Origin of the sequence: Gordonia sp. (in: high G+C Gram-positive bacteria) (assembly GCF_049647785.1) — a bacterium.
Lineage (GTDB): Bacteria > Actinomycetota > Actinomycetes > Mycobacteriales > Mycobacteriaceae > Gordonia.
The window spans coordinates 39,238-60,157 of the sequence record NZ_JBARYI010000066.1; the positions used below are offsets into that span (position 1 = coordinate 39,238).

The following is a 20,920-nucleotide window of genomic DNA, read 5'->3' on the forward strand; positions in this document are numbered from 1 at the left end:
TGAAATTACCGGTGTGAACTCACGCCGCGACGGTCGCTGGCGCCGAATCTTCGATAGCTAGTTTGGGTTGTACCTGTTTGGCTGCCAAGACCGTGATCGCTGAGACGACGACACCTGCCACGATAGCGATCAGGAACTTCCACCAAGTGCCGTTCATGGCGAACAAGACGAATACGCCGCCGTGCGGTGCGCGGCACTGAACACTCATCGCCATCGAGAGTGCGCCGGTCACGGCACCGCCGAGCATCATCGATGGAATCACACGGAACGGGTCGGCGGCAGCGAACGGGATTGCACCTTCAGAGATGAATGATGCGCCCAGCAGCCAGGCGGCTTTGCCGTTCTCGCGTTCGGGTTCGGTGAAGGCACCGGGGCGCAACACGGTGGCGAGCGCCAAAGCCAGCGGCGGGACCATGCCCGCTGCCATGACCGCCGCCATGATTTCCCACTGTGCAGCGCCAGCGCCGGCTAAACCGAGGCCAGCCACACCGAAGGCATAGGCGGCTTTGTTGACTGGTCCGCCGAGGTCGAAGCACATCATCAGGCCAATCACGATGCCCAGCACGATCTTGGAACTCCCCGACATCGAGTTGAGCCAGTTCTCCAGGCTCGTGTTGACCCAGGACAGCGGTCGAGCCAGAAGGGCGAACATTGCAAAACCTGTGACCAACGTGCCAACGAGCGGAATGATCACCACGGGTTGCAGGCCTCGTGCCCACTGGGGCAATGGGATCCGCGACAGCCACAGTGCCACGACGCCCGCGAGCAGACCGCCGACGATGCCGCCGATGAATCCGGCATTGACGGCGACGGCGATCAGGCCTGCCGTGAAGCCCGGTGCGAGGCCGGGACGGTCGGCGATGCCATAGGCGATATAGCCAGCCAACACCGCAACCATAAGACTCATCGCCAGGCTGCCGATCGCGAAACTCACCCCGCCGAGATAGGTCATCAGTCCGCCTGGCGGCAGATCCCACAGGCTGAAGTGCAGCGAGTTGTACAGACCGTCGGACATGCCGTCTTGGACGGTCGAATTCGCGATCTCGTAGCCGGCGAGCAAGAAGCCGAGCGCCATCAGCAGACCGCCGGCCGCGACGAACGGAATCATGTAGCTGACACCGGTCAGCAGTGCCTGCTTGAGTTGTCCGCCGAGACCGACCGTCGACGCCGTTTCTGCGGTGGCGTGCGCGTCACCTGCAACGGTGACCGCGTGCGGGTCGCGGGCGCTGGCGATGGCCTCGGCGATCATGGTGTCGGGTTCGTTAATTGCGCGTTTAACGCCAGAGGCGACGACGGGTTTGCCCACGAAGCGGTCGCGTCCCTTTACCCCGACATCGGTGGCGAAGATGACGGCGTCGGCGTTCGCGATGGTTTCACTGGTGAACGGGGTAGTGCCGGTGGAACCCTGGGTTTCGACGGCGAAGTCGACGCCAGCGCGTTCGGCCGCCAGGCTCAAGGCATCTGCCGCCATGTAGGTGTGCGCGATGCCCGTCGGACAAGCCGTGATCGCGACGATCCGCGGCCGGGTCGGTTCCGACGGTGCGGCACCCGCTGAGGCCGCGGTTACCTCAGGAATCGGGGCGGCAGTAGGTTCCGGGGTCGCAGTGGGATTCGGGGTCGCAGCGGGATTCGGGGTCGCAGCAGGTGCCGGAGTCGCCTTGGGCCCGGTGATCGCCTCGTCGACCAGGGCTACGATCGCGTCGCTGTCCGGCGCGTCGCGGAGGGCCTGGACAAACTCGGGTCGCACCAGCGCTCTGGCCAGTGAGCTCAACACTTTCATGTGCTCACTCGCCGCACCGGCCGGTGCCGCAATCAAGAAGACGATATCCGCCGGGCCGTCAGGGGCACCGAAGTCGACCTTGCGAGACAATCGGGCCATCGCGAGGGTAGCGACGGTAACCGCATCGACCCGTGCGTGCGGGATTGCGATACCGCCGGGGAGGCCGGTGGGCGATTTGGTTTCGCGCTCGACCGCAGCGTCGACCAGCGACGCCGCATCCGTGCATCGACCAGCATTCGCCACGAGTTCGGCGAGCGAAGTGATGACGGCGCGCGGGTCGGCGCCGGCGTCGACGTCGAGGAGCACCAATTCCGGGGAAATGATCGGTTGGGACATGACTTGGCTTTCTAGGGTGGGATCGAGCCGGGGTAAGAACTGTAGCTGTGCAGGTCAGTGCAGGCGGGTGATCGTGACACCAGCTTCGTCGAGGAGGTCGGGGGTGGGGGGAGAGGTGCCGCGCAAAGATGCGGCTGCCGAACCGTGCGCGACGGCACTGCGCAATCGGGCTTCCGGGTCGCCGCCGCGTAAATCGGCGATTACATATCCGGCCAGGGAGGCGTCGCCCGCACCGACGGTGCTACGAACCGTGACCGCTGGCGGGGTAGCAAACCACACGCCGTCGGGCGTGGTGAGCAGGGCACCAGCACCACCGAGAGTCGTCAGGATGGCGCCGCCAGTCTGTTCGGCGAGCGTGCGCGAAGCTTCGGTCGCGACGGTGGGATCGCCAGCACCGGCAGCGGCCTCCATCGCCTGACCGTCGGCCCCGGTGAGTTCGGCAAGCTCATCGCCGTTGGGCTTCAGCAGTCCCGGCCGTGCCTTAGCTGCGGCAGCGAGCGGTGCTCCCGACGTGTCGACAGCAACCAGACAGCCGCGCTCGGCGACGGCCTCGATGATCGACGAGTACCAATTATCAGGCATTCCCGGTGGCAACGAGCCGGACAGGACCAGCCAGGTGGCACTCTGAGCCCGTTCGATGATTGCTTGTTTGAGGGCATTCGAACCGGCGAGTGACATCAGGTGTCCGGCGTCGTTGATCTTGGTTGTGGTGCCGTCCGGTTCGGCGATGGTGATGTTGGTGCGGACCGCTCCGCCGAAGGGGACGGCCAAGTGGGGCAATTCGACGGCGCTCACCTGACTGACGAAGCGATCACTTCCATCCGCGGGAAAGACCGCAAGGGTGTCGAGGCCCGCGGCGGCAACTACCCGAGCGACATTGACACCTTTGCCTCCGGGCTGATCGATGACCGCGTGTGCCCGGTGAACACTGCCTCGAGAGAGTGGTTCCGAGAGTTCAACGGTCCTGTCGATGCTGGGATTGGCGGTAACGGTAACAATCATGCGGTGAGCACCTCGATCTGATGGGAGCGCAATTCGGTAGCGAGCTTGTCGTCGATCGCGGAGTCAGTGACGACGAAGTCGATGTCGTCGAGGCTGGCAAAGCTGAACAGGTCCTCGCGGCCCAGCTTTGACGAGTCAGCAAGAACCACGGTCGTGGTGCAGGCGGCGATCATCGCGCGTTTGGTAGCGGCCTCGTCGGCATCGGGAGTCGACAGTCCGTGTGCCACGGACAAGCCGTTGGTGCCGATGAAGCCCACGGAAGCGCGAATCCTAGACAGCGAATCGATCGCGTCGGCTCCGACAGCGGCGCCGGTCGTCGGGCGTACGCGGCCACCGGTCAAGAGCAGCGTGGAATTGGGTAGGTCGGCGAGAACCGTGCCGATCTGAAGACTGTTGGTAATAAAAGTCAGGCGGGTGTCTCGGTGAATGGCCCGAGCCAGCGCAAGCGTGGTGGTTCCGGCATCCAGCAAGACCGAACCGCCGTCGACCGGAATGAGACGCACCGCGGCAGCGGCAATGGCCTGCTTGTCGTCGCGCCGCGTTTCGGACCGCTCAGCCAGGTCAGATTCCTCGACAACAGTCGCGATATCGGGCCGGATGGCACCGCCGTGAACCCGGACGAGGCGTCCGGTGTGTTGCAGAATCTCCAAATCCCGGCGGATCGTCTCGCCTGTGACTGAGAATCGAGCTGCCAACTCAGTTACCGAAACCCGACCGCGGGATTGGACATCACCTGCGATCTCGGACTGTCGCTCCTCCGCGTACATCGCTGCCTCTCGCTATGACTAGGTCCAATTCACTGTTGAAGTATGTTGATCTATGTGGATATGTATCTGTTTCTACCGGTGTAAGTGCCGACAAGTCAAGGAAATCTTGTAATCTGAATCACATGATCCAGGTGAGTACCAACGCGCAGGCCCCGAACGCCCCAGATGCCAATCCGTTTGGCGCGGAGGTGATCGTCACCGGCGTTCCGGTCGTCGGGGGGTTGGCCTACGGTCGCATTGTGAAGCCGGGTGCACGGCCCGGCTTCGGTGACATCGACGCCACCGAGATCGCGGAAAGTTTGCGCCCCGCCGAGTCCGAACGGTTCGCGGCCGCCGCGGGCGTCGTCGCTGATCGACTCACCGAACGAGCCTCCCGCAACTCCGGTGTTGCAGCCGAAGTCCTCATTGCCACAGCAGCTTTGGCGCGCGACCGTGGTTGGATCGGTGCCGCCAACAAGGCCATTTCGGGGGGAGCGCCCGCCGCACTCGCGGCCATCGCTGCGACCGATCAGTTCGTCGAAGTCTTCACCAACCTGGGCGGCTTGATGGCCGAACGGGTCACGGACCTCAAAGATGTTCGTGACCGGGTGGTCGCAGAACTCCTCGGTGTCGCCGAACCCGGTATCCCCGTTCCCGACGAGCCATCAATCTTGCTCGCCGACGACCTTGCCCCCGCGGATACTGCCGAGCTAGACCCAACCAAAGTAATTGGTTTGGCCATGCGGTTGGGCGGGCCCAGTAGCCACACCTCCATCATTGCGCGACAGTTGGGCATCCCCTGCGTTGTCGCGGCTGGCGCCCTTGGCGACATCGATTCCGGTGCGATGGGATACGTCGATGGTGACTTGGGAACCGTCGGCAGTTCACCCGATCCAGAACTCATCTCGGTGGCAGTCGCGCAGGCGCATGCGCGTGCGAAAGAGATCGCTGGCTGGCGTGGCCCCGGTCGGACCTCCGATGGTCACCCGGTTGCGATACTCGCCAATGTGGCCGACGGATCCTCGGCCAGAGAAGGTGCTCGGGCACCAGTCGAGGGGGTGGGGCTATTTCGTACTGAGTTGGCTTTTCTCGAACGAGCTGATGAGCCATCGGTTGCCGAGCAGGTGGCGCTCTACCGGGAAGTCATCGATGCTTTCCCCGGTCGCAAAGTAGTCATCCGGACGTTGGATGCTGGTTCGGATAAGCCGCTGAAGTTCGTGAACAACACCGAAGAACCCAATCCCGCCATGGGGGTTCGGGGAAACCGCATCGTGAAGAGCTATCCAGAAATCCGCGACAACCAGTTACGGGCGCTGGGGGAGGCTGCCAAGGGGGACGGCCGTAGCGCTCCGTGGGTCATGGCACCGATGATTGCCACCGTTGACGAAGCGCGCGAGTTCGCCGGTGCCGTTCGGCTGCAGGGGCTGATTCCCGGCGTCATGGTGGAGGTTCCATCGGCGGCGCTGCTGGCCGATGGGATCCTCGCGGAAGTTGACTTCGTTTCCATCGGAACCAATGACCTCGCGCAATACACGATGGCCGCTGACCGGATGTCGCCGGAACTGGCGGAGCTCACAGACCCGTGGCAGCCAGCCGTTCTGGCGCTCATTGCGAAAGTCGGCGAGGCGGGCCAGCGCGCGAACAAGCCGGTCGGGGTGTGCGGTGAGGCGGCTGCTGATCCGCTACTGGCCTGCGTCCTGGTTGGGCTCGGAGTGACTTCACTGTCGACGGCTCCGGCTGCTGCCGCAGCGGTCGGCCTGCAACTCGGGGAGGTCACTCTCCAACAGTGCCGAAACGCGGCGGCGGCGGCTCTCAATGCAGTCAGCCCAGCTCAGGCACGCGACGACGCGCGAACCAAACTGGGCTGACCGGGGTGAAGCGCTCCGGATGGAGCACTCGCTAAATGCGACGCATCACGGTGACGACCTTGCCGAGGACTGCGGCGTCGTCGCCGGGGATGGGCTCGAAGTGCTCGTTGTGCGGCATCAGCCAGACATGACCGTCGACGCGTTTAAACGTCTTGACGGTGGCTTCGCCGTCGATCATGGCGGCGACAATATCGCCGTTCTCGGCGACATTCTGCTGACGAACCACAACCCAGTCTCCGTCGCAGATAGCGGCGTCGATCATTGACTCGCCAACTACGCGAAGCATGAACAGTGAACCGTCACCGACGAGTTCGCGGGGCATCGGGAAAACATCTTCGACAGCCTGCTCGGCAAGAATCGGGCCGCCCGCGGCAATCCGGCCGAGAACGGGTACGAACGTCGGCTTCGGCAGGGAATCGTCCTCGCCGCCGCTACTGCCGCCATCCGGCGGGGTGCGCCCGCTATCGCGGACATTGACTGCGCGCGGACGGTGAGGGTCGCGCTTGAGTAGGCCGCGGCGCTCGAGGGTGCGCAGTTGGTGCGCCACCGACGAGGTCGAGGTGAGACCCACCTCCTCGCCGATTTCACGGATGCTTGGCGGGTAGCCGCGTTCGCGTACCGACTTGCGGATGACTTCCAGAACATCGCGCTGTCGCTGGGTGAGGGAAGCTTCCAGTGTCTCGGTCGAGAGCAGTGGATCTGGCGTGTCGGTCACCGTCGGGCCTTTCGTCAGCTGTGTTCGATTGATAGCTCCACGCTAGTTGAGTAGGTCACAAAACTCAAACAATTGTTCGATGCGTGTCGAACTTTGTCAGAGGCATGGTGTTAACTATCGAACAAGAGTTCTTCGAACACCCGATCGATAGGAGATCACCGATGAGCGCCAATGTTCTCAAGGCTCCCGTGGAGCGCCTCGAGCGTAGTGGCCACACTCGTGTGGGCTCGGCCGGTAGTAGCCGTCGCGCCGGCCTCGAAGTAGTTATGACCTGCGATCTTCCTGTCGTGGCGCGCGATTCTTCGGGTCGGGTACAGGCGCAGCGAGGTGACGTTCTTTGCTTTCCGAGCGGTCGCCCGCAGCGTCGCCAAGTGCGAGCTATCGCAGACTTAACTCGAACGGACGAGCGATCCAAGAGCGCAGCGCCTGTCAGTCATTCGAATGAATGGCGGCGCGAGCGCTCGCCGATGTTCGAATCGTCCTCGAACGTGCGAGGCGTTACCCAACGTTCGAATTACCGCAGTAATCAAGCTGCCGTCTATCGTCGTCGTCGCGTGGTCGGGGCACTCCTGGTTGGCGGAGCGCTCGCAGCCATGGTGTGGATGTTCGCGATCGTCGGAGCCAATCTCGAATCAACACCACCGGCAGCCCCGCAGGCGACCGAAGTTGTGTATGTGCGGGCAGGCGAGTCACTCACCAGCCTGGCCCAGCGCATCGCGCCCGATTTGCCGACCGCCGGAGTGATCGCGCAGCTCCGTGAGATCAATGGCTTAGAAACCTCGGGTCTGGCGGTCGGCCAGGCATTGCGGGTCCCGGCCTACAAGTAGGGAAGCCCCCAGGTTCGTGCTGGAACGCACTGCGAAACAAGGCAGATTGGGCCGCCGGGTATTCTCGTGACATGCGATGCCCGTTCTGCAAGAACGATGACACCCGAGTAGTCGATTCCCGAGTCGCCGATGATGGCCAGGCCATCCGGCGTCGTCGGGCATGCAGTGCGTGCGGGCGCCGGTTCACCACCGTGGAGTCGGCAGTTCTGTCCGTTGTTAAGCGCAATGGTATTTCCGAACCATTTAGCCGGGAGAAGGTCATGAAAGGCGTGCGCCGGGCATGCCAGGGGCGCGACATCGATGCCGATGCGCTCGCGAAACTGGCAGTGCAGGTGGAGGACACGGTTCGGTCCTCCGGATCCGCCGAAATCCCCAGCAACGAAGTTGGTCTCGCCATCCTCGGGCCACTGCGCGATCTCGATGAAGTTGGCTACCTGCGCTTCGCGTCTGTCTACAAGTCCTTCGAATCAGCCGACGACTTCCAACACGAAATCGACGACCTCCGCCGCGACCGCAGCAAAAACTGAAGTCCAGCGAACTGCCGCGACTCCGCTAGAACTTGTCGATTGCCTTCAGGATTCGCTGTTCGGAAACACTTCCCGCGGTGCCGAGCTGCTGGGCAAACAAGCTCACACGCAACTCTTCGAGTCGCCACTGGACCATTTCCCCAAGGTCGTCGTGTCGACTCTCAGGGAGCTGAGCAATCCGTCGATTCCACGCCGCAATGATGCGATCGATCGAAGCCAAGGCATCGTTGTCGCGGCTACCCGTGGTTTGGAGATTCTCAAGTCGCAGCCGAGCGGCCGTGAGATAGCGCGGAATTGAGCGCAAGTGCACCAGCGCCGTGAGTCCAACAAAGCCGTCGAATATCAAATTCGACACCTGATCGGCGACGTCATCGGCAGCCAGGGTTCCCGCGCGCGCGTCAATTGCCCGCCGAACTGGCCCGTACTCGGCCAAAGCGGCGACCGCCGCGTCGAAGTATTCGGGTGCCCGCGAACGGACCACCGGTGCGATGCGCGCCGACAGGTCGGCGAAGTCGCTGGCGTTGCGAATCTCGGTGATCGATTTTTCGGCAGCCACGGCGTCGATTATCGCCCGGTTGGTGCAGTCGGCAAGCAGCGCATCGACGTCGGAGTATGGGCTTTGGCTCAGTGAAAGCTTCGCCATCGGGGGCAGCCCGGTAGCGAGTCGGCGACTCGGCGGGGCGATCGCAACGCGAAGCAACTCAATAATGCCGGCGCGGATCCCGGCATCTCGCTCGGCGGGCGAGGCGGCGATCGTCCGCCTGACGCCCTTCCCGGGAACCGCTGCCAAGCTCGGATACCGGGTAATAGTTTGCCCGGCGACAATGGCGGTCTCGGAATCTTCGAGGGTCCCGATGCCATCCGGTGCCCACGTCGTCGCCACCGGTGCACTCGGAGTTTTCGGTCGGCCAGCGAGGTCATCGCGTAGCGCCGACAGTCGATCGCCACGGGCCACGATGGCACCTTCGGCATCGGTCACGGCAAAGTGCATCCGCAAGTGCGGATCCAGATTCGAGGGCCGGAAATCTCGCGGAGTCAACGTCACACCGGTGATCGTGGACAACTCGCGAGCCAAGCCGGTCAGCAGCGGCTCACTTCGCGTCGACAGCTTGGCCAGCGCCAGATCGGCATACCGCGAGGCGGGCGACATCGACTTCCGTAGACCCTTCGGCAGGGACTTGATCAGTGCCGTCACCAACTCGCTGCGCATCCCCGGGACAAGCCAGTCGAAGCCACTGTCGCGCACGTGCGCCAGCAGAGCCTGCGGAATGACGGTAGTGACCCCATCGTCCGGGGCACCCGGCGCAAAGTTGTACCGCAATTCCAGCCGGGCTTCGCCTTGCTGCCACGCGGCCGGGAAATCGGCTGCTTTGGGGATCTCGTCGGATGCAAAATCCTCAAGCCTGAGGTTCAGCAGGGTGGGGTCTGCCCGTCCAGCCTTCTTCCACCACGAATCGAAGTGCCGGGTGGAGACCACATTCGATGGAATCTTGGCGGCATAAAAATCGAAGAGATCTTCGTCGGAGATGCGGAGGTTTCGACGTCGAACGCGGTGCTCGGACTCCTCGGCGTCGCGCATGAGATTGGCATTGTGGGCGGCAAAGGCGTGGCGATTCTTCCACCGGGCAGCAACCAAGGCCTCCTGGATGAAGATCTCGCGCGAGGTTTGCGGATCGATGGGCCCGTAGTTGACGCGGCGCTGGGCCACGAGAGGAACACCGTAAAGGCTGACTTTTTCATACGCCATCACGGCGCCGCGTCGCGTGGACCAGTGTGGCTCCGAATAGGTACGGGTCACCAGGTCGCCAGCAACTGATTCGACAACGGCGGGATCCACCGAAGCCACCGTGTGTGCAAATAGTCGGGAGGTCTCCACCAATTCGGCGGCGACGACGAAAGCGGGTGGCTTGTTTGACAGGAACGAGCCGGGGAAGATGCCAAACTTGGTGCCGCGTGTCCCCAGGTAGTCGCGGGTGTCTCCCTGGCGGGCACCGACATTCGTGAGAAGACCGGCCAGGAGGCTCCGATGAATGGCATCGGCATCAACCTCAGTGGTCGGCGTCTGCCATTTCAAGTCGCCGACAGTGCGCTTCAGCTGCCGGTGCAGGTCGAGCCACTCGCGGATCCGGAGGTAATGGAGAAATTCGCGTCCGCACATCTTGCGGAACTGACTACTGCCAAGTTCGCTGCGCTTTTCGGCGAGGTACGACCACAGCTTCACCTGACCGAGGAACTCAGACCCCGGTACCGCGTGCCTTCGATGGGCTGCGGTTGCGGCTTCACGTTTGTCGCTGGGGAACTCACGAACATCCGGCAGTGCGAGTGCAGCGGCAATGACGAGCATGTGATCGAGACACCCGTTGTGGTGTCCGGCGATCAGAATACGACCCAGGCGTGGATCGACGGGCAGTCGTGCCAGTTCCTTGCCGACCTTGGTCAACCGCGCCAGCGCTGAGTCGGTGTCGGTGACCGCGCCAAGTTCGGACAGCAACAACATGCCGTCCCGGACAGCCCGAGCTTCGGGGGATTGGACGAACGGGAAGTCGTTGATGTCGCCCAACCTCAGTGACAACATCGACAAGATGACGGCCGCAAGATTGCTGCGGAGGATTTCCGGGTCGGTGTATTCGGGACGACCGTCGAAGTCGTCTTCCGAGTAGAGACGGATACAAATTCCGGGTGCGACGCGACCACAACGGCCAGCGCGCTGGCGGGCACTAGCTTGCGAGACTGGTTCGATGGGAAGTCGGGTGACCTTGGTTCGGGTCGAGTACCGCGAGATGCGCGCGGTTCCAGCATCGATGACGTACCGGATGCCGGGCACCGTCAGCGACGTCTCGGCCACGTTCGTCGCCAGGACGATGCGACGTCCGTTCGATGGCGCGAACACGCGCTGCTGTTCGGCGACCGAGAGGCGAGCAAACAGCGGGACGATGTCGGCGTCGGTCCGCCGTGAGAGGGCATCGGCGGTATCGCGGATATCGCGTTCGGTGGGGAGGAAAACGAGAATATCGCCTCGCGCGTGTGCCCACAGTTCGCCGACGGCGGCGTCGATGGCTGCGATCTGGTCGAGGTCGTCGTGGTCCGAATCGGGATCTTCCCTTGGGCGGTAACGAATTTCGACGGGATACGTGCGTCCCGAGACCTCCAGAATCGGGACCTCGTCATCGGGTCCGGCGAAGTGCTTCGCGAAGCGATCGGGTTCGATGGTCGCCGAGGTAATAATGAGTTTGAGGTCAGGTCTGCGCGGCAGCAACTGCTTGAGGTAGCCGAGAAGAAAGTCAATGTTGAGGCTGCGCTCGTGGGCCTCGTCGATGATGATCGTGTCATAGCCGCGAAGCAGCGGATCCCGACCGATTTCACGCAGCAAGATGCCGTCGGTCATCACCTTGACTCTGGTGTCTTTGCTGACTCGATCGGAAAAGCGGACCTGGTAGCCAACCGCGTCGCCGATCTCGGTGCCGAGTTCGTCGGCGATGCGCTGAGCAACCGAAGTGGCCGCGATACGGCGCGGCTGGGTGTGACCGATCGATTCTCGGCCGAGCTCGAGGCAGATCTTTGGAAGCTGCGTGGTCTTACCCGAGCCGGTTTCACCGGCAATCACCACTACCTGGTGCGCGTCAATAGCTTCGGCGATTTCGGCGCGGACGGCGCTGACTGGAAGCTCCGGCGGATACGAGATGGTCAGAGAAGACATGATGCGGTCAATTCTACGGTGAGGATAAAGCGGCGCGTCACACGCCGAGGGCCCGTCGCGAGTGACCTCAATCAACGGATTTCCAGTTTCAAACGAACAGACCCCGGGCGAAGATGAGATCTTTGAAGCATGGGATCACTTTGGCATGGGTTTGCAGACATGGGCGCGGTCACCGAGAGTGGTCCGTTCGTCATTGCACGCGGTGAGGGCACCCGGGTGTACGACGACAAAGGCAACGAGTACATCGACGCCACAGCGGGCCTCTGGTTTGCCAACATCGGTCACGGCCGCCAGGAAATGGCCGATGCAGTCGCCAAGCAGTTGTCGACAATCGCGCATTTTTCGAACTTTGGTGATCTCGCTTCTGACGCAACGATTGAGTTGGCCGAGCGGATTGCAGCGATGGCACCGGTGCCCGGATCGAAGGTGCTGTTCACCTCGGGCGGTAGCGACGCCATTGAATCGGCGGTCAAGTTGTCCCGCCGCTACTGGGTGGAGCAGGGGCAACCGTCCAAGAAGATCGTGGTGGGGCGGAGCAAGGCCTACCACGGCATGCACGTTGCTGGCACCTCGCTCGCTGGTATCCCGGCCAACGGTGACGGCTACGGTGCGGAGATGATGCCCGACACCGGCACCGTCGACTGGGACGATGCAAAGAGTCTCCTCGGCTACATCGAGCGGGTGGGTGCCGAGAACATTGCGGCGTTCTTTGCCGAGCCGATCATCGGTGCTGGCGGTGTGTACCTCCCACCGGATGGCTACCTGCGCGAGGTTCGCGAGATCTGCCGAGACCACGACGTGCTGTTTGTGGCCGATGAGGTGGTTACCGGGTTCGGTCGCATCGGTGGCAATGAATGGTTTGCCTCGTCGCGATTCGATCTCGAGCCCGACATGATGACAACCGCCAAGGGTCTGACCAGTGGATATGTCCCAATGGGTGCGCTGATAGTGGCACCGAAAGTCGCTGAGCCATTCTTTGGTGGCGGTGTCTGGTGGCGCCACGGCTACACCTACGGCGGACATAGTGCGGCCGCGGTGGCGGCGCTCACCAATATCGACATTATTGAGCGTGAAGGGCTGCTCGACGAGGCCAATCGCCTTGAGTCGGACCTCGCCGCCGCGTTCTCGCCGCTGGCTGAGATGGATCAGGTGAGCGAGGTTCGCACTGGCCTGGGTGCTGTCACCGCGGTGCAGCTCGCCGATGGCGCCAAGGGGCCTGCGGCCGTGCTGAAGCTTCGCGAGTACGGTGTCTGCGGTCGTGCCGCCGGCGTCGGTGCCCTGCAGCTATCGCCTTCTTTCACCATGACCACCGAGGAAGTCGGCGAGCTGGCGGATCGATTCGCGAAGGCCGTGCAGGAGCTCTGAGCGGGGCGTAACGTTCTGTAATGAGTGAACGGAGGTGGTCTGAAATATGGTTCAAGATCGGGCCGAGGTCCGAGGTACGGCCTCTACCTGCTAGTTCACGGAGGATCGGATGCGAAGTGCGTCCGGTCCTCCTTCACTGTTTTCGTTATTTTTCACAGACCGAAGGCCCGAAGTTCGGGCTGGGGGTTCGGCGGATGAACAAAGTTAGCGGGCCCGGAACATCTGAGATGTTCCGGGCCCGCTAATGCCGAGCTAACCCACGCCGGGGCTAAAAATTACGGAATGAGTGTTTCCGCAATCGTGATTGCCTGGCCAACACCGGCGACAATCGAACCGACCTTGAGGGCCTCGAACACAGCCTCGCGATCGAGACCGCCTTCGCGGACAACGTTCTCGTGCGCACCAACGCAGTGCTCACAGCCGTTAACCGCTGACACGGCGAGCGACCACAATTCGAAGTTCACCTTGTCCACGCCGGGGTTGCCGATGATGTTCATCCGCAGGCCGGGGCGCAGGTCGTCGTACTTGCCGCCGAGGAAGCCGCGGCCACGGTAGAACACATTGTTCATCCCCATGATCGAAGCGGCACCGAGGGCGGCGTTGTAAGCCTCCGCCGACAGGTTGTCAGCGGCCTCGTCGGCAATCTCGCGCAGCACCGTCGCGTTGCGAGTCGCTGCGGCGGTGGCCAGCAGCGAGCCCCACAACTGCTCCTCGTTCAGCACCGTGGTGCGGCTGATCGAGGACAGGTTTAGCTTGAGGTCCTTGGCGTACTCGGGAAGGGCGTTCTTCAGGTTGTCGATGCTCATGTTCGAGTCCTTGTCAGATCGTGGTGACGAAAAGGCGGCGCGCTAGCGACTAGCTCTGGGGGAGGCCCAGACTAGACACCGGCGGTCATCAGTTCGCCAGCGTCGATCGTCGGATCGCCCTTCTTCCAGTTGCATGCGCACAGTTCGTCCGACTGCAGAGCGTCAAGGACGCGCAGAACCTCGTCGACGTTGCGGCCGACCGAGCCTGCGGTGACCGACACGAACTGGATCTCGTTATTCGGGTCGACGATGAAGGTTGCGCGATCGGCAACGCCGTCGGCGTTCAGGACGCCTGCGGCTTCGGCGAGTTCACGCTTCAGGTCCGAGAGCATCGGGAAGGGGAGGGTCTTCAGGTCTTCGTGCTGTGCACGCCACTGGAAGTGGACGAACTCGTTGTCGACCGAAGCGCCCAGAACCTGTGCGTCGCGGTCAGCGAACTCTTCGTTCAGCTTGCCGAAAGCAGCGATCTCGGTGGGGCACACAAAGGTGAAGTCCTTGGGCCAGAAGAACACGACGCGCCACTTGCCTGCGTAGTCATCGCTGGTGACGGTGGTGAAGTAGTCGTCGGGCTGCTGTGCGTCAACCTTGGAGAGGTCGCCGCCGATTACTGCGGTCAGGTTGTATGAGGGGAACTGGTCGCCGATGGTCAACAGGGCCATTGTTGAACTCCTTCAATGTGGGTGGGTGTGCTTGAAAAAGGTTTGTGGGCTGGGGTTTGGTCGTCCTCCCGCCTGCACTATCTATTCTGGACTAGACCCAGTGAAAAGTAAATGCGATAACAGTCACTATATTGATAGGTATGAACGATCAAAGTTATCAGCCGCCTGTCACCGCGCTGCGTGCGTTTGTGGCCGTGGCCAAGCATTTACACTTCGGAACTGCTGCCGCAGCGCTGGGCGTTAGTCAGCCGTCACTGTCGCAGTCTTTGGCTGGTTTGGAAGCCGGACTGGGTCTGAAGCTCGTCGAACGCACCACTCGTCGTGTGATGTTGACCGCAGAGGGGAGACGACTTCTCGGATCGGCCATCGCTGTCTGCGACACGGTCGACGACTTCATGCACGACGCCGCGGGAGATCTCGACCCGCTAACCGGGACCATTCGCCTCGGCCTAATTCCGACGATCGCCCCCTACATCTTGCCCCGACTGCTGAAGGGTCTTGGGCAGCGTCGACCCGACCTCAACCTGCTGGTGGTGGAAGATCAGACGGACCGTCTGCTGGGGCAGCTGCGAGACGGAGCCCTCGATGCGGCAATCCTTGCGCTTCCCGCTGGCGCGCCCGGAATGGGCGAACTTCCGATGTACAACGAGGACTTTGTTCTCGCATTGCCGCAGGGGCATCCGCTGGCCGGCCAGGAGGCACTGGCGCCGAAGATGCTGGAGGATCTGCCCCTGTTGCTACTTGACGAAGGCCACTGCCTACGCGATCAAGCCCTCGAAGTGTGCCAACTCGCGGGCATCTCGCCCGACGTTCGGCAGACCCGCGCGGCCTCGCTGACGACAGCTGTTCAGTGCGTCGAAGGTGGACTCGGGGTGACGCTCATTCCGAAGACAGCGGTCGCGGTGGAAACTGCCGCGGGTGGTTTGGCTACCGCAGAGTTCTCCGTGCCACGCCCCGGACGCCGCATTGGTCTCGTCTATCGTGAATCCTCCGGTCGCGGCGAAGCGTATCGCCAGTTGGCCGACGATATCGCCGAATTGGTCGACGCCAGCGGTGCCGTGACGGTAGAAACCCAAAGCCTCGCTGGCTAGTTTCGAGCTTGCGCGGCCTCGGCGTCAGCCTCGGCGAGCGCGGCCCATTCGTCGATCAGGCTGGAGTCGACGTCACGGATCAAATCACCCAACTGATCGGTGATGTCTTCGATCTCATCGGTAACAGCGGACATCGGCAGCCCGCTGTTCAACGCGCGATAACAGTCGGTCAGGTACCGCAAGACCACCCCCTCGCTGCGCGCCAAGCCCAGGTCGGAGACAAATTCGGTGAACGTCATCGACCGCTCGCGCATGTACCGCAGAACCGACTTGGGAGACGGCGGCGTATTCGCCAGCCATGGATGCCCGCGCCGATAGGTTTCGTACGCGAATCCAATTTCCTCGGCCAGGGGCTGCGGCCAGGTGACTTCTTCGAGCAGTTCCATCCGCTCGTCGTACTCGATGCCTTCGGCTTTCATTTCGGTGATCGCGACGTCGCGGGCCTGCTTGCGCTGAGCCATCAGAACCTGGCGAGGGTCCTCGAGCGTACATTCCAGGATCGAAATCACGTCGAGAGCGTAGGTGTCCGAGGCGGTGTCGAGTAGTTCGAAGGCGGCGACAGCAAATGCTGACAGGGGATTGGTCAGCGCAAAGTTTTCTGGCAGGTCGATTGACAACTCAACGTACTTCCCGTCGGCTGCGGGGGCATCGAGTTTGGTGACAATTCCCGTGTCTCGCAGGTCGCGGTACAGCGCAATCGTGTGCTTGATGTGTCGCAATTGCCGCGACCGTGGTTCGTGATTGTCCTCAAGCAGATGCCGGATGGCAGCGAAGCAGTCGCCCGGTCGCTCCAAGACTTCCATCAACATCGCGGTTGTCATTCGGAAATGCGACCTGAGCTCTTCGTCGGGAGCGTCGACCAGGGTCATGAATGTCTGCTCGCCCCAACTGACGAAGCCTTCCGGGGCCTTGCGTCGGACCAGTTTCTTCAGCTTTTTGGGGTCGTCACCAGCTTTGGCGATCGCACGCGCATTCTCGACATCGTGCTCGGGGGCCTGCGCGACGACATAACCGACCGTATCGAAGCCAGCGCGACCGGCCCGACCGGCAATCTGATGGAACTCGCGGGCCTTGAGTCGGCGCACGCGCTGACCGTCGTACTTGGTGAGCCCGGCGAAAAGCACGGTCCGGATGGGGACATTGATGCCGACGCCCAGGGTGTCGGTGCCAGCGACGACTTTCAGCAGTCCCGCCTGCGCCAATCGTTCGACTAGCCGTCGATAGCGAGGGAGCATCCCCGCATGGTGGACACCAATGCCCGACCGCAACAGCTTCGACAGCGTGCTGCCAAATCCGGTTTGGAAACGGAAATCGCCGATCGCTTCGACAATCGCCGCCTTTTCTTCCTTGGTGGCGATCTTCACCGACAGCAACGACTGCGCGCGTTCGACGGCCGCCTGCTGAGTGAAGTGCACAACGTAGACCGGAGCCCGGCCAATGTCGATCAGTTCGGCGATGGTCTCGTGGATCGGGGTCATCGCATAGCTGTGCTGCAGTGGAACTGGTCGCTCCGCGCCGGTAACGGCGACGGTCGTGCGACCGGTGCGTCTCGTGAGGTCGTCGACGAAGAAGTCAGTGCTCCCAAGGGTGGCCGACATGAGTAGAAACTGCGGCTGCTCGGCGGCTGCGACGTCGTCGGACGGATCCGGCAGTTCGATGAGCGGTACCTGCCATGCCCATCCGCGATCCGATTCCCCGTAGTAGTGGAATTCGTCGGCTACCAGGACGCCAATGTCAGAATTGGGGCCATCGCGCAGGGCGATATTGGCGACAATTTCGGCGGTCGCACACACGATGGGTGCATGAACATTCACCGAGGCGTCGCCGGTCAACAGTCCGACATTCTCGGCGCCGAACTGTTCGCACAGGTCGAAGAATTTTTCACTGACCAGTGCTTTGATCGGCGCGGTGTAGTAGGCGCGCTTACCGCGGCCTAACGCGAAATAGATGGCCCCCGAGGCGACAAGCGACTTCCCGGATCCGGTCGGGGTCGCCAGGATGACGTTGCTGCCCGAAACCAACTCTAGGAGGGCTTCCTCCTGGTGGGGGTACAACCCGATCCCGCGCGACGCCCACCACGTCGTGAATCTCTCGAAGGCGAGATCTTCGTCAGTGGTGGGCGTTAACGCGGAAGTGTCGTCGCTCGTCAGCTCGGGCGTACTCAGCTCAGTTCACGTCCTCGGGATTGCTGTCGTCTGGATTGATGATCTCCGGTGTTGGGTTGTCGCTGGCGCTCCCATTGAACTCAGCGGCATGCTCGGCGAGGAACTTCTCGAACTCTGCGCCCAACTCGTCACCCGACGGGACGTCCTGGTCGGCAGCGAGCAGCGATACCTGCTCGTCCTTGGCGCGCATGTACGCGTCGTACTGCGTTTCCAGCGACGTGACAACCGAGGCAATTTCCTCATTCGATGCCACTTCACCGTCGATCTGCTCGCGCATTTGCTGCGCGGCATTCTCGAGAGCGGAGACCGGCAGGTCAAGCCCGGCGACCTTGCTGATGGCGTGCAGAAGCGCCGCCGAAGCTCCCGGGTAGTTGGCTTGGGCGAGGTAATGCGGAACGTGGGCCGAGAGCCCGGCGGTCCGGTACCCGGCTTCGCCGAGGCGAAGTTCCAGCAGCATTGATGCACTGGCGGGCAGTTTCATCGGGTTGCCCCACCTGTTGAGGTCGCCAAGGGCTTCTTGGTCGTTCCCGTGCGCAGTGATGGAAGCGGGCCTGGTGTGGGGAACCGCCATCGGGATCGAGTTAAGCCCAACCACCTGCGAAACACTGAAATATTTGGCGAGCGCGAGGATCGAATCGGTGAACTGTTCCCAGCGCAGGTCGGGTTCGGGGCCGTCAAGCAACAGGAACGGGACGCCAGAGTTGTCGCGAACTGCGTGCACCGTGAGCTTGGGCATGTCGATGCCGTCGAATTCCGCACCGCTAAACGAAATCATTGGTCGACGGGACCGATAGTCGGTCAGTTCGTCGGCATCAAATGTCGCGACCAACTCGGAGTCGAGTGCTTCGCGCAGGTGGGTCGCTGCGACCGCCACGGCGTGACCGGCGTCGGCGTAGCCCTCCAGTGCGTGGATAAGGACTGGTCCTTCGCCGTCGTTGCTGTGCACGACGGGGACCGGGAATTCGAGATCGTAGAGCCCGCGTGCGTCTGGTGACTGCTCGTCCATGGTCTCTCCCTTCGATGTAACTACCTATTGTCCAGTACAGGACCCGGTGTATTCAACGTGGATACCCGGCGGGTCATTCCCGCAGCCCCCCCGAGAGTAGTGGCACACTGGCCAGTGTGCGTGTTGTTGCTGGAGTGAAAGTCGTGGCGACTGTGGCAGTTCTGGCTGCAGCAGTTTCAGCTTGTTCTGTCTCGGGGGAGCCCGTGCGTCCGCCTGACCTGTCGTCGAAGGCGGTGTCCAACGCTGATTTCCCTTACGGGCCAGCGCAACAGGTCCCGGCCGCTCAGGTTCCCGGCGTGCTCGCCGACATCACGTTCCGCCCGCTCAGGGGCCAGAACAATCCCGCCAACTGCACTCCCGCGGCCGTCGATGCTGGGACGGCTCAAGTTCGCGTTGGACCCGGTGGCCCAGCCGGTGGCACCCTGACCGCCTTGGTTGTTCGCTCCACGGACGATTTTCACGCTTTTGTCGAGCAAGCTGAACGCTGCGCGTCGTTTGTCCTCGGTGGCACACTTGCCTCCCAGATTGAGACGAAGACGTCTGATCTGGATGCCTCGAACAACACCGTGCGTCTGGACCGCATGATCCGTATGGGGCCGGAATCGACGACGACGCCGCAGACCGCTGTCACCGAATTTGTTGCTCAGCAGGGCGATGTTCGCGTGTACGTGCAAAATCGTCGCACCGGTACCGCAGAGTTGGGGGCCGACGAATTGGCTGCGACCCAGAAGCTCTTCGAAGCCGCGCGTAGGAGCGCTTTCAGCTAGTTGACGGGGATGGCTCGGAGCGTCGTTCCATGCGGGTCCAACCGGTCCATCCCCGCTGTTCCAAGAGGGTTAGCAACTGTGCTGCCGCCGGGGCCGCAGCGACCATCGTGGCGTCAAGAAAGGCGACTAACCGATCATCCAAGTCAGGCTCAACGACGCCGCCCGCGGCCATGACTCGATTCAAGATCTCTTCCAACAGATCGGCGACCTCCGTCAGGCGGGGATCGTCGCTTGACCAGTCTGCGGCGGTACTGAGAAGTCGATATAGCTGCACCATCTCCGGGTCGTCCAGATCCCGGTGTTTTTGCGCGATGATCGCGTTGATTTGCTCAGGAACCTGGGCCGACACCACGATCCACGCGTCGCGTTCTTGTGCGACGAAGTCCTCGCTGAGCCCGAGGGAACGAAGCCGAGCCAGGTAGTCGACGACGCACTGCGGCAGAGCCAAGTGATCGCCCGCCGCGAGTTTCGCCAGGCGTGTGCGGGTGGCTTGCAGGCGCTGGATTTCGCCATCCAGCTGTCGGTCGATCGCCTTGATCGCCGTAGTGAACGACGCCTGATCGGCGTCAAGCATGCTCTCAACCTGCGCGAGCGGGACCCCGGCACTGGCCAGGACATGAATCCGGATCAAACGCACGACCGCCGCGGCGTCGTACCGCCGGTAGCCGGAGGCATCACGCGGCGGCTCGGGCAGCAGGCCCACACGGTGGTAGTGCCGAACAGCGGCAACCGTTACGCCCGCGTACGACGCGACCTGGCTGATGGTGAGCATGGTCATCACCTCGACCTATGACGACTTCCATCGGTATACGCCCATCGTACCGACGAAGCCGAGAACGAAAATGACGACGCACCAGGCCACGGCCACCCAGATCTCATCGCCGACAGGTTGCTCTGTCAACAGATCGCGGATGCTATTGACGATCGACGTCGCCGGTTGGTGCTCGGCAAACCATCGGACGGGAGCCGGCATTGACGCTGTCGGCACAAACGCCGAACTGAGGAAGGGCAACAGGATCAGCGGATACGACAATGCGCTGGCACCGTCGATGGTCTTCGCGAGCAGGCCCGCAACTACCGCAACCCAGGTGAGGGCGAGGGTAAACAGCAGGAGCAGTCCGGCAACGACGATCCAGGCGAGAACATCTGCGCCGGAACGGAACCCGACGAGCAACGCGGCGGCAATGACGGCGACGACAGAGACCGAGGTGGCCGCCACCGAAGTCATGACATGCGCCCAAATGGGGGCAAAGCGGGCGATCGGCATCGAGCTAAATCGATCGATGATGCCCTCCTGCAAGTCAATGAACAGACGATAGGAGGTGTATGAGATGCCCATCGCAACCGTGATCAGCAAGACACCCGGTACGGCGTAGTCGATGTAGTGGTCCTGGCCGGACGGTGGGCCGGTGGTGATCGCACCGCCGAGCACGAAGACAAAAAGGAGCATGATGCCGATCGGCATCACTGCCGTGGTGATGATCGTGTCGGGACTGCGAGTTACGTGCTTCAGCGTGCGGCCCGTCAACACGGCGGTGCTGTTGAGGAAGTCGGTGGACATGA

At 62.5% G+C, this 20,920-nt stretch carries 17 protein-coding genes; 6 read left to right on the plus strand and 11 right to left on the minus strand.

What is annotated here, in order from left to right; all coding sequences use genetic code 11:
• Positions 1 to 19 precede the first annotated feature (19 nt).
• From WBA38_RS10490 to WBA38_RS10500, 3 genes are read right to left on the minus strand one after another with little or no spacing between them, the layout of a single operon-like run.
• Positions 20 to 2,116: a PTS fructose transporter subunit IIABC gene (locus tag WBA38_RS10490; RefSeq protein WP_424293246.1), complete on the minus strand. Its 2,097-nt coding sequence runs from the start codon at positions 2,114 to 2,116 to the stop codon at positions 20 to 22.
• A 54-nt stretch (positions 2,117 to 2,170) separates the two neighbouring features.
• Positions 2,171 to 3,118, minus strand: a complete 948-nt coding sequence (locus tag WBA38_RS10495; RefSeq protein ID WP_424293247.1) for a 1-phosphofructokinase family hexose kinase — start codon at positions 3,116 to 3,118, stop codon at positions 2,171 to 2,173.
• Positions 3,115 to 3,885, minus strand: coding sequence for a DeoR/GlpR family DNA-binding transcription regulator (locus WBA38_RS10500; RefSeq protein WP_424293248.1), 771 nt, complete (start codon positions 3,883 to 3,885; stop codon positions 3,115 to 3,117). The genes WBA38_RS10495 and WBA38_RS10500 overlap by 4 nt, the downstream gene beginning before the upstream one ends.
• A gap of 122 nt (positions 3,886 to 4,007) precedes the next feature.
• Between WBA38_RS10500 and WBA38_RS10505 the strand changes: the two genes are divergently transcribed.
• Positions 4,008 to 5,732 carry a phosphoenolpyruvate--protein phosphotransferase gene (locus WBA38_RS10505; RefSeq protein ID WP_424293249.1) on the plus strand — a complete coding sequence of 575 codons (1,725 nt, stop codon included), beginning with the start codon at positions 4,008 to 4,010 and terminating at the stop codon, positions 5,730 to 5,732.
• 31 nt (positions 5,733 to 5,763) lie between these two features.
• Here WBA38_RS10505 and lexA read toward each other — a convergent pair whose 3' ends face one another.
• Entirely contained in the window at positions 5,764 to 6,447 is a 684-nt protein-coding gene (lexA, locus tag WBA38_RS10510) for a transcriptional repressor LexA (protein WP_424293250.1), read from the minus strand.
• A 467-nt stretch (positions 6,448 to 6,914) separates the two neighbouring features.
• Between lexA and WBA38_RS10515 the strand changes: the two genes are divergently transcribed.
• Positions 6,915 to 7,274 carry a LysM peptidoglycan-binding domain-containing protein gene (locus tag WBA38_RS10515; RefSeq protein WP_424293251.1) on the plus strand — a complete coding sequence of 120 codons (360 nt, stop codon included), beginning with the start codon at positions 6,915 to 6,917 and terminating at the stop codon, positions 7,272 to 7,274.
• Positions 7,275 to 7,345: 71 nt separating this feature from the next.
• Complete coding sequence (gene nrdR / locus WBA38_RS10520) at positions 7,346 to 7,801, plus strand: transcriptional regulator NrdR (protein ID WP_424293252.1); 456 nt, start codon at positions 7,346 to 7,348, stop codon at positions 7,799 to 7,801.
• Between the two features lie 25 nt (positions 7,802 to 7,826).
• On the opposite strand, the gene hrpA is transcribed toward nrdR, so the two are convergent.
• The gene (gene hrpA, locus WBA38_RS10525; RefSeq protein ID WP_424322659.1) at positions 7,827 to 11,498 is read right to left on the minus strand and encodes an ATP-dependent RNA helicase HrpA; all 3,672 of its coding nucleotides are present in this window, start codon (positions 11,496 to 11,498) and stop codon (positions 7,827 to 7,829) included.
• A gap of 129 nt (positions 11,499 to 11,627) precedes the next feature.
• On the opposite strand from hrpA, the gene WBA38_RS10530 reads away from it, so the two are divergent.
• Entirely contained in the window at positions 11,628 to 12,863 is a 1,236-nt protein-coding gene (locus WBA38_RS10530) for an aspartate aminotransferase family protein (RefSeq protein ID WP_424295820.1), read from the plus strand.
• 275 nt (positions 12,864 to 13,138) lie between these two features.
• On the opposite strand, the gene WBA38_RS10535 is transcribed toward WBA38_RS10530, so the two are convergent.
• Together WBA38_RS10535 and WBA38_RS10540 are read right to left on the minus strand one after the other, a co-directional pair.
• Entirely contained in the window at positions 13,139 to 13,669 is a 531-nt protein-coding gene (locus WBA38_RS10535; RefSeq protein ID WP_424297276.1) for an alkyl hydroperoxide reductase, read from the minus strand.
• A 71-nt stretch (positions 13,670 to 13,740) separates the two neighbouring features.
• The gene (locus tag WBA38_RS10540) at positions 13,741 to 14,328 is read right to left on the minus strand and encodes a peroxiredoxin (protein ID WP_424297278.1); all 588 of its coding nucleotides are present in this window, start codon (positions 14,326 to 14,328) and stop codon (positions 13,741 to 13,743) included.
• A 140-nt stretch (positions 14,329 to 14,468) separates the two neighbouring features.
• On the opposite strand from WBA38_RS10540, the gene WBA38_RS10545 reads away from it, so the two are divergent.
• Positions 14,469 to 15,419 (plus strand): hydrogen peroxide-inducible genes activator, encoded by a 951-nt coding sequence (locus WBA38_RS10545; protein ID WP_424297280.1) that lies wholly within the window; start codon positions 14,469 to 14,471, stop codon positions 15,417 to 15,419.
• On the opposite strand, the gene WBA38_RS10550 is transcribed toward WBA38_RS10545, so the two are convergent.
• Positions 15,416 to 17,584, minus strand: a complete 2,169-nt coding sequence (locus WBA38_RS10550) for a DEAD/DEAH box helicase (protein WP_424297296.1) — start codon at positions 17,582 to 17,584, stop codon at positions 15,416 to 15,418. The two genes, WBA38_RS10545 and WBA38_RS10550, sit on opposite strands and share 4 nt — an antisense overlap.
• Position 17,585: 1 nt before the next feature.
• Positions 17,586 to 18,590 (minus strand): proteasome assembly chaperone family protein, encoded by a 1,005-nt coding sequence (locus tag WBA38_RS10555; RefSeq protein WP_424297281.1) that lies wholly within the window; start codon positions 18,588 to 18,590, stop codon positions 17,586 to 17,588.
• A 203-nt stretch (positions 18,591 to 18,793) separates the two neighbouring features.
• On the opposite strand from WBA38_RS10555, the gene WBA38_RS10560 reads away from it, so the two are divergent.
• Positions 18,794 to 19,357, plus strand: a complete 564-nt coding sequence (locus WBA38_RS10560; RefSeq protein ID WP_424322660.1) for a hypothetical protein — start codon at positions 18,794 to 18,796, stop codon at positions 19,355 to 19,357.
• Here WBA38_RS10560 and WBA38_RS10565 read toward each other — a convergent pair.
• Together WBA38_RS10565 and WBA38_RS10570 are read right to left on the minus strand one after the other, a co-directional pair.
• Positions 19,350 to 20,135 carry a MerR family transcriptional regulator gene (locus WBA38_RS10565; protein WP_424297285.1) on the minus strand — a complete coding sequence of 262 codons (786 nt, stop codon included), beginning with the start codon at positions 20,133 to 20,135 and terminating at the stop codon, positions 19,350 to 19,352. The genes WBA38_RS10560 and WBA38_RS10565 overlap by 8 nt on opposite strands.
• Positions 20,136 to 20,144: 9 nt before the next feature.
• Positions 20,145 to 20,918: an ABC transporter permease gene (locus WBA38_RS10570; protein WP_424297287.1), complete on the minus strand. Its 774-nt coding sequence runs from the start codon at positions 20,916 to 20,918 to the stop codon at positions 20,145 to 20,147.
• Positions 20,919 to 20,920 lie beyond the last annotated feature (2 nt).

What these genes read in the sequence shown, in the direction of transcription:
- WBA38_RS10545 (WP_424297280.1), top strand. Translation starts at nt 14,469, where the DNA reads ATGAACGATCAAAGTTATCAGCCGCCTGTCACCGCGCTGCGTGCGTTT.
- WBA38_RS10515 (WP_424293251.1), top strand. Translation starts at nt 6,915, where the DNA reads ATGTTCGAATCGTCCTCGAACGTGCGAGGCGTTACCCAACGTTCGAAT.
- nrdR (WP_424293252.1), top strand. Translation starts at nt 7,346, where the DNA reads ATGCGATGCCCGTTCTGCAAGAACGATGACACCCGAGTAGTCGATTCC.
- WBA38_RS10495 (WP_424293247.1), bottom strand. Translation starts at nt 3,118, where the DNA reads ATGATTGTTACCGTTACCGCCAATCCCAGCATCGACAGGACCGTTGAA.
- WBA38_RS10505 (WP_424293249.1), top strand. Translation starts at nt 4,008, where the DNA reads ATGATCCAGGTGAGTACCAACGCGCAGGCCCCGAACGCCCCAGATGCC.
- WBA38_RS10555 (WP_424297281.1), bottom strand. Translation starts at nt 18,590, where the DNA reads ATGGACGAGCAGTCACCAGACGCACGCGGGCTCTACGATCTCGAATTC.
- WBA38_RS10565 (WP_424297285.1), bottom strand. Translation starts at nt 20,135, where the DNA reads ATGACCATGCTCACCATCAGCCAGGTCGCGTCGTACGCGGGCGTAACG.
- WBA38_RS10540 (WP_424297278.1), bottom strand. Translation starts at nt 14,328, where the DNA reads ATGGCCCTGTTGACCATCGGCGACCAGTTCCCCTCATACAACCTGACC.
- WBA38_RS10570 (WP_424297287.1), bottom strand. Translation starts at nt 20,918, where the DNA reads ATGTCCACCGACTTCCTCAACAGCACCGCCGTGTTGACGGGCCGCACG.
- WBA38_RS10530 (WP_424295820.1), top strand. Translation starts at nt 11,628, where the DNA reads ATGGGATCACTTTGGCATGGGTTTGCAGACATGGGCGCGGTCACCGAG.
- WBA38_RS10535 (WP_424297276.1), bottom strand. Translation starts at nt 13,669, where the DNA reads ATGAGCATCGACAACCTGAAGAACGCCCTTCCCGAGTACGCCAAGGAC.
- WBA38_RS10490 (WP_424293246.1), bottom strand. Translation starts at nt 2,116, where the DNA reads ATGTCCCAACCGATCATTTCCCCGGAATTGGTGCTCCTCGACGTCGAC.
- hrpA (WP_424322659.1), bottom strand. Translation starts at nt 11,498, where the DNA reads ATGTCTTCTCTGACCATCTCGTATCCGCCGGAGCTTCCAGTCAGCGCC.
- WBA38_RS10500 (WP_424293248.1), bottom strand. Translation starts at nt 3,885, where the DNA reads ATGTACGCGGAGGAGCGACAGTCCGAGATCGCAGGTGATGTCCAATCC.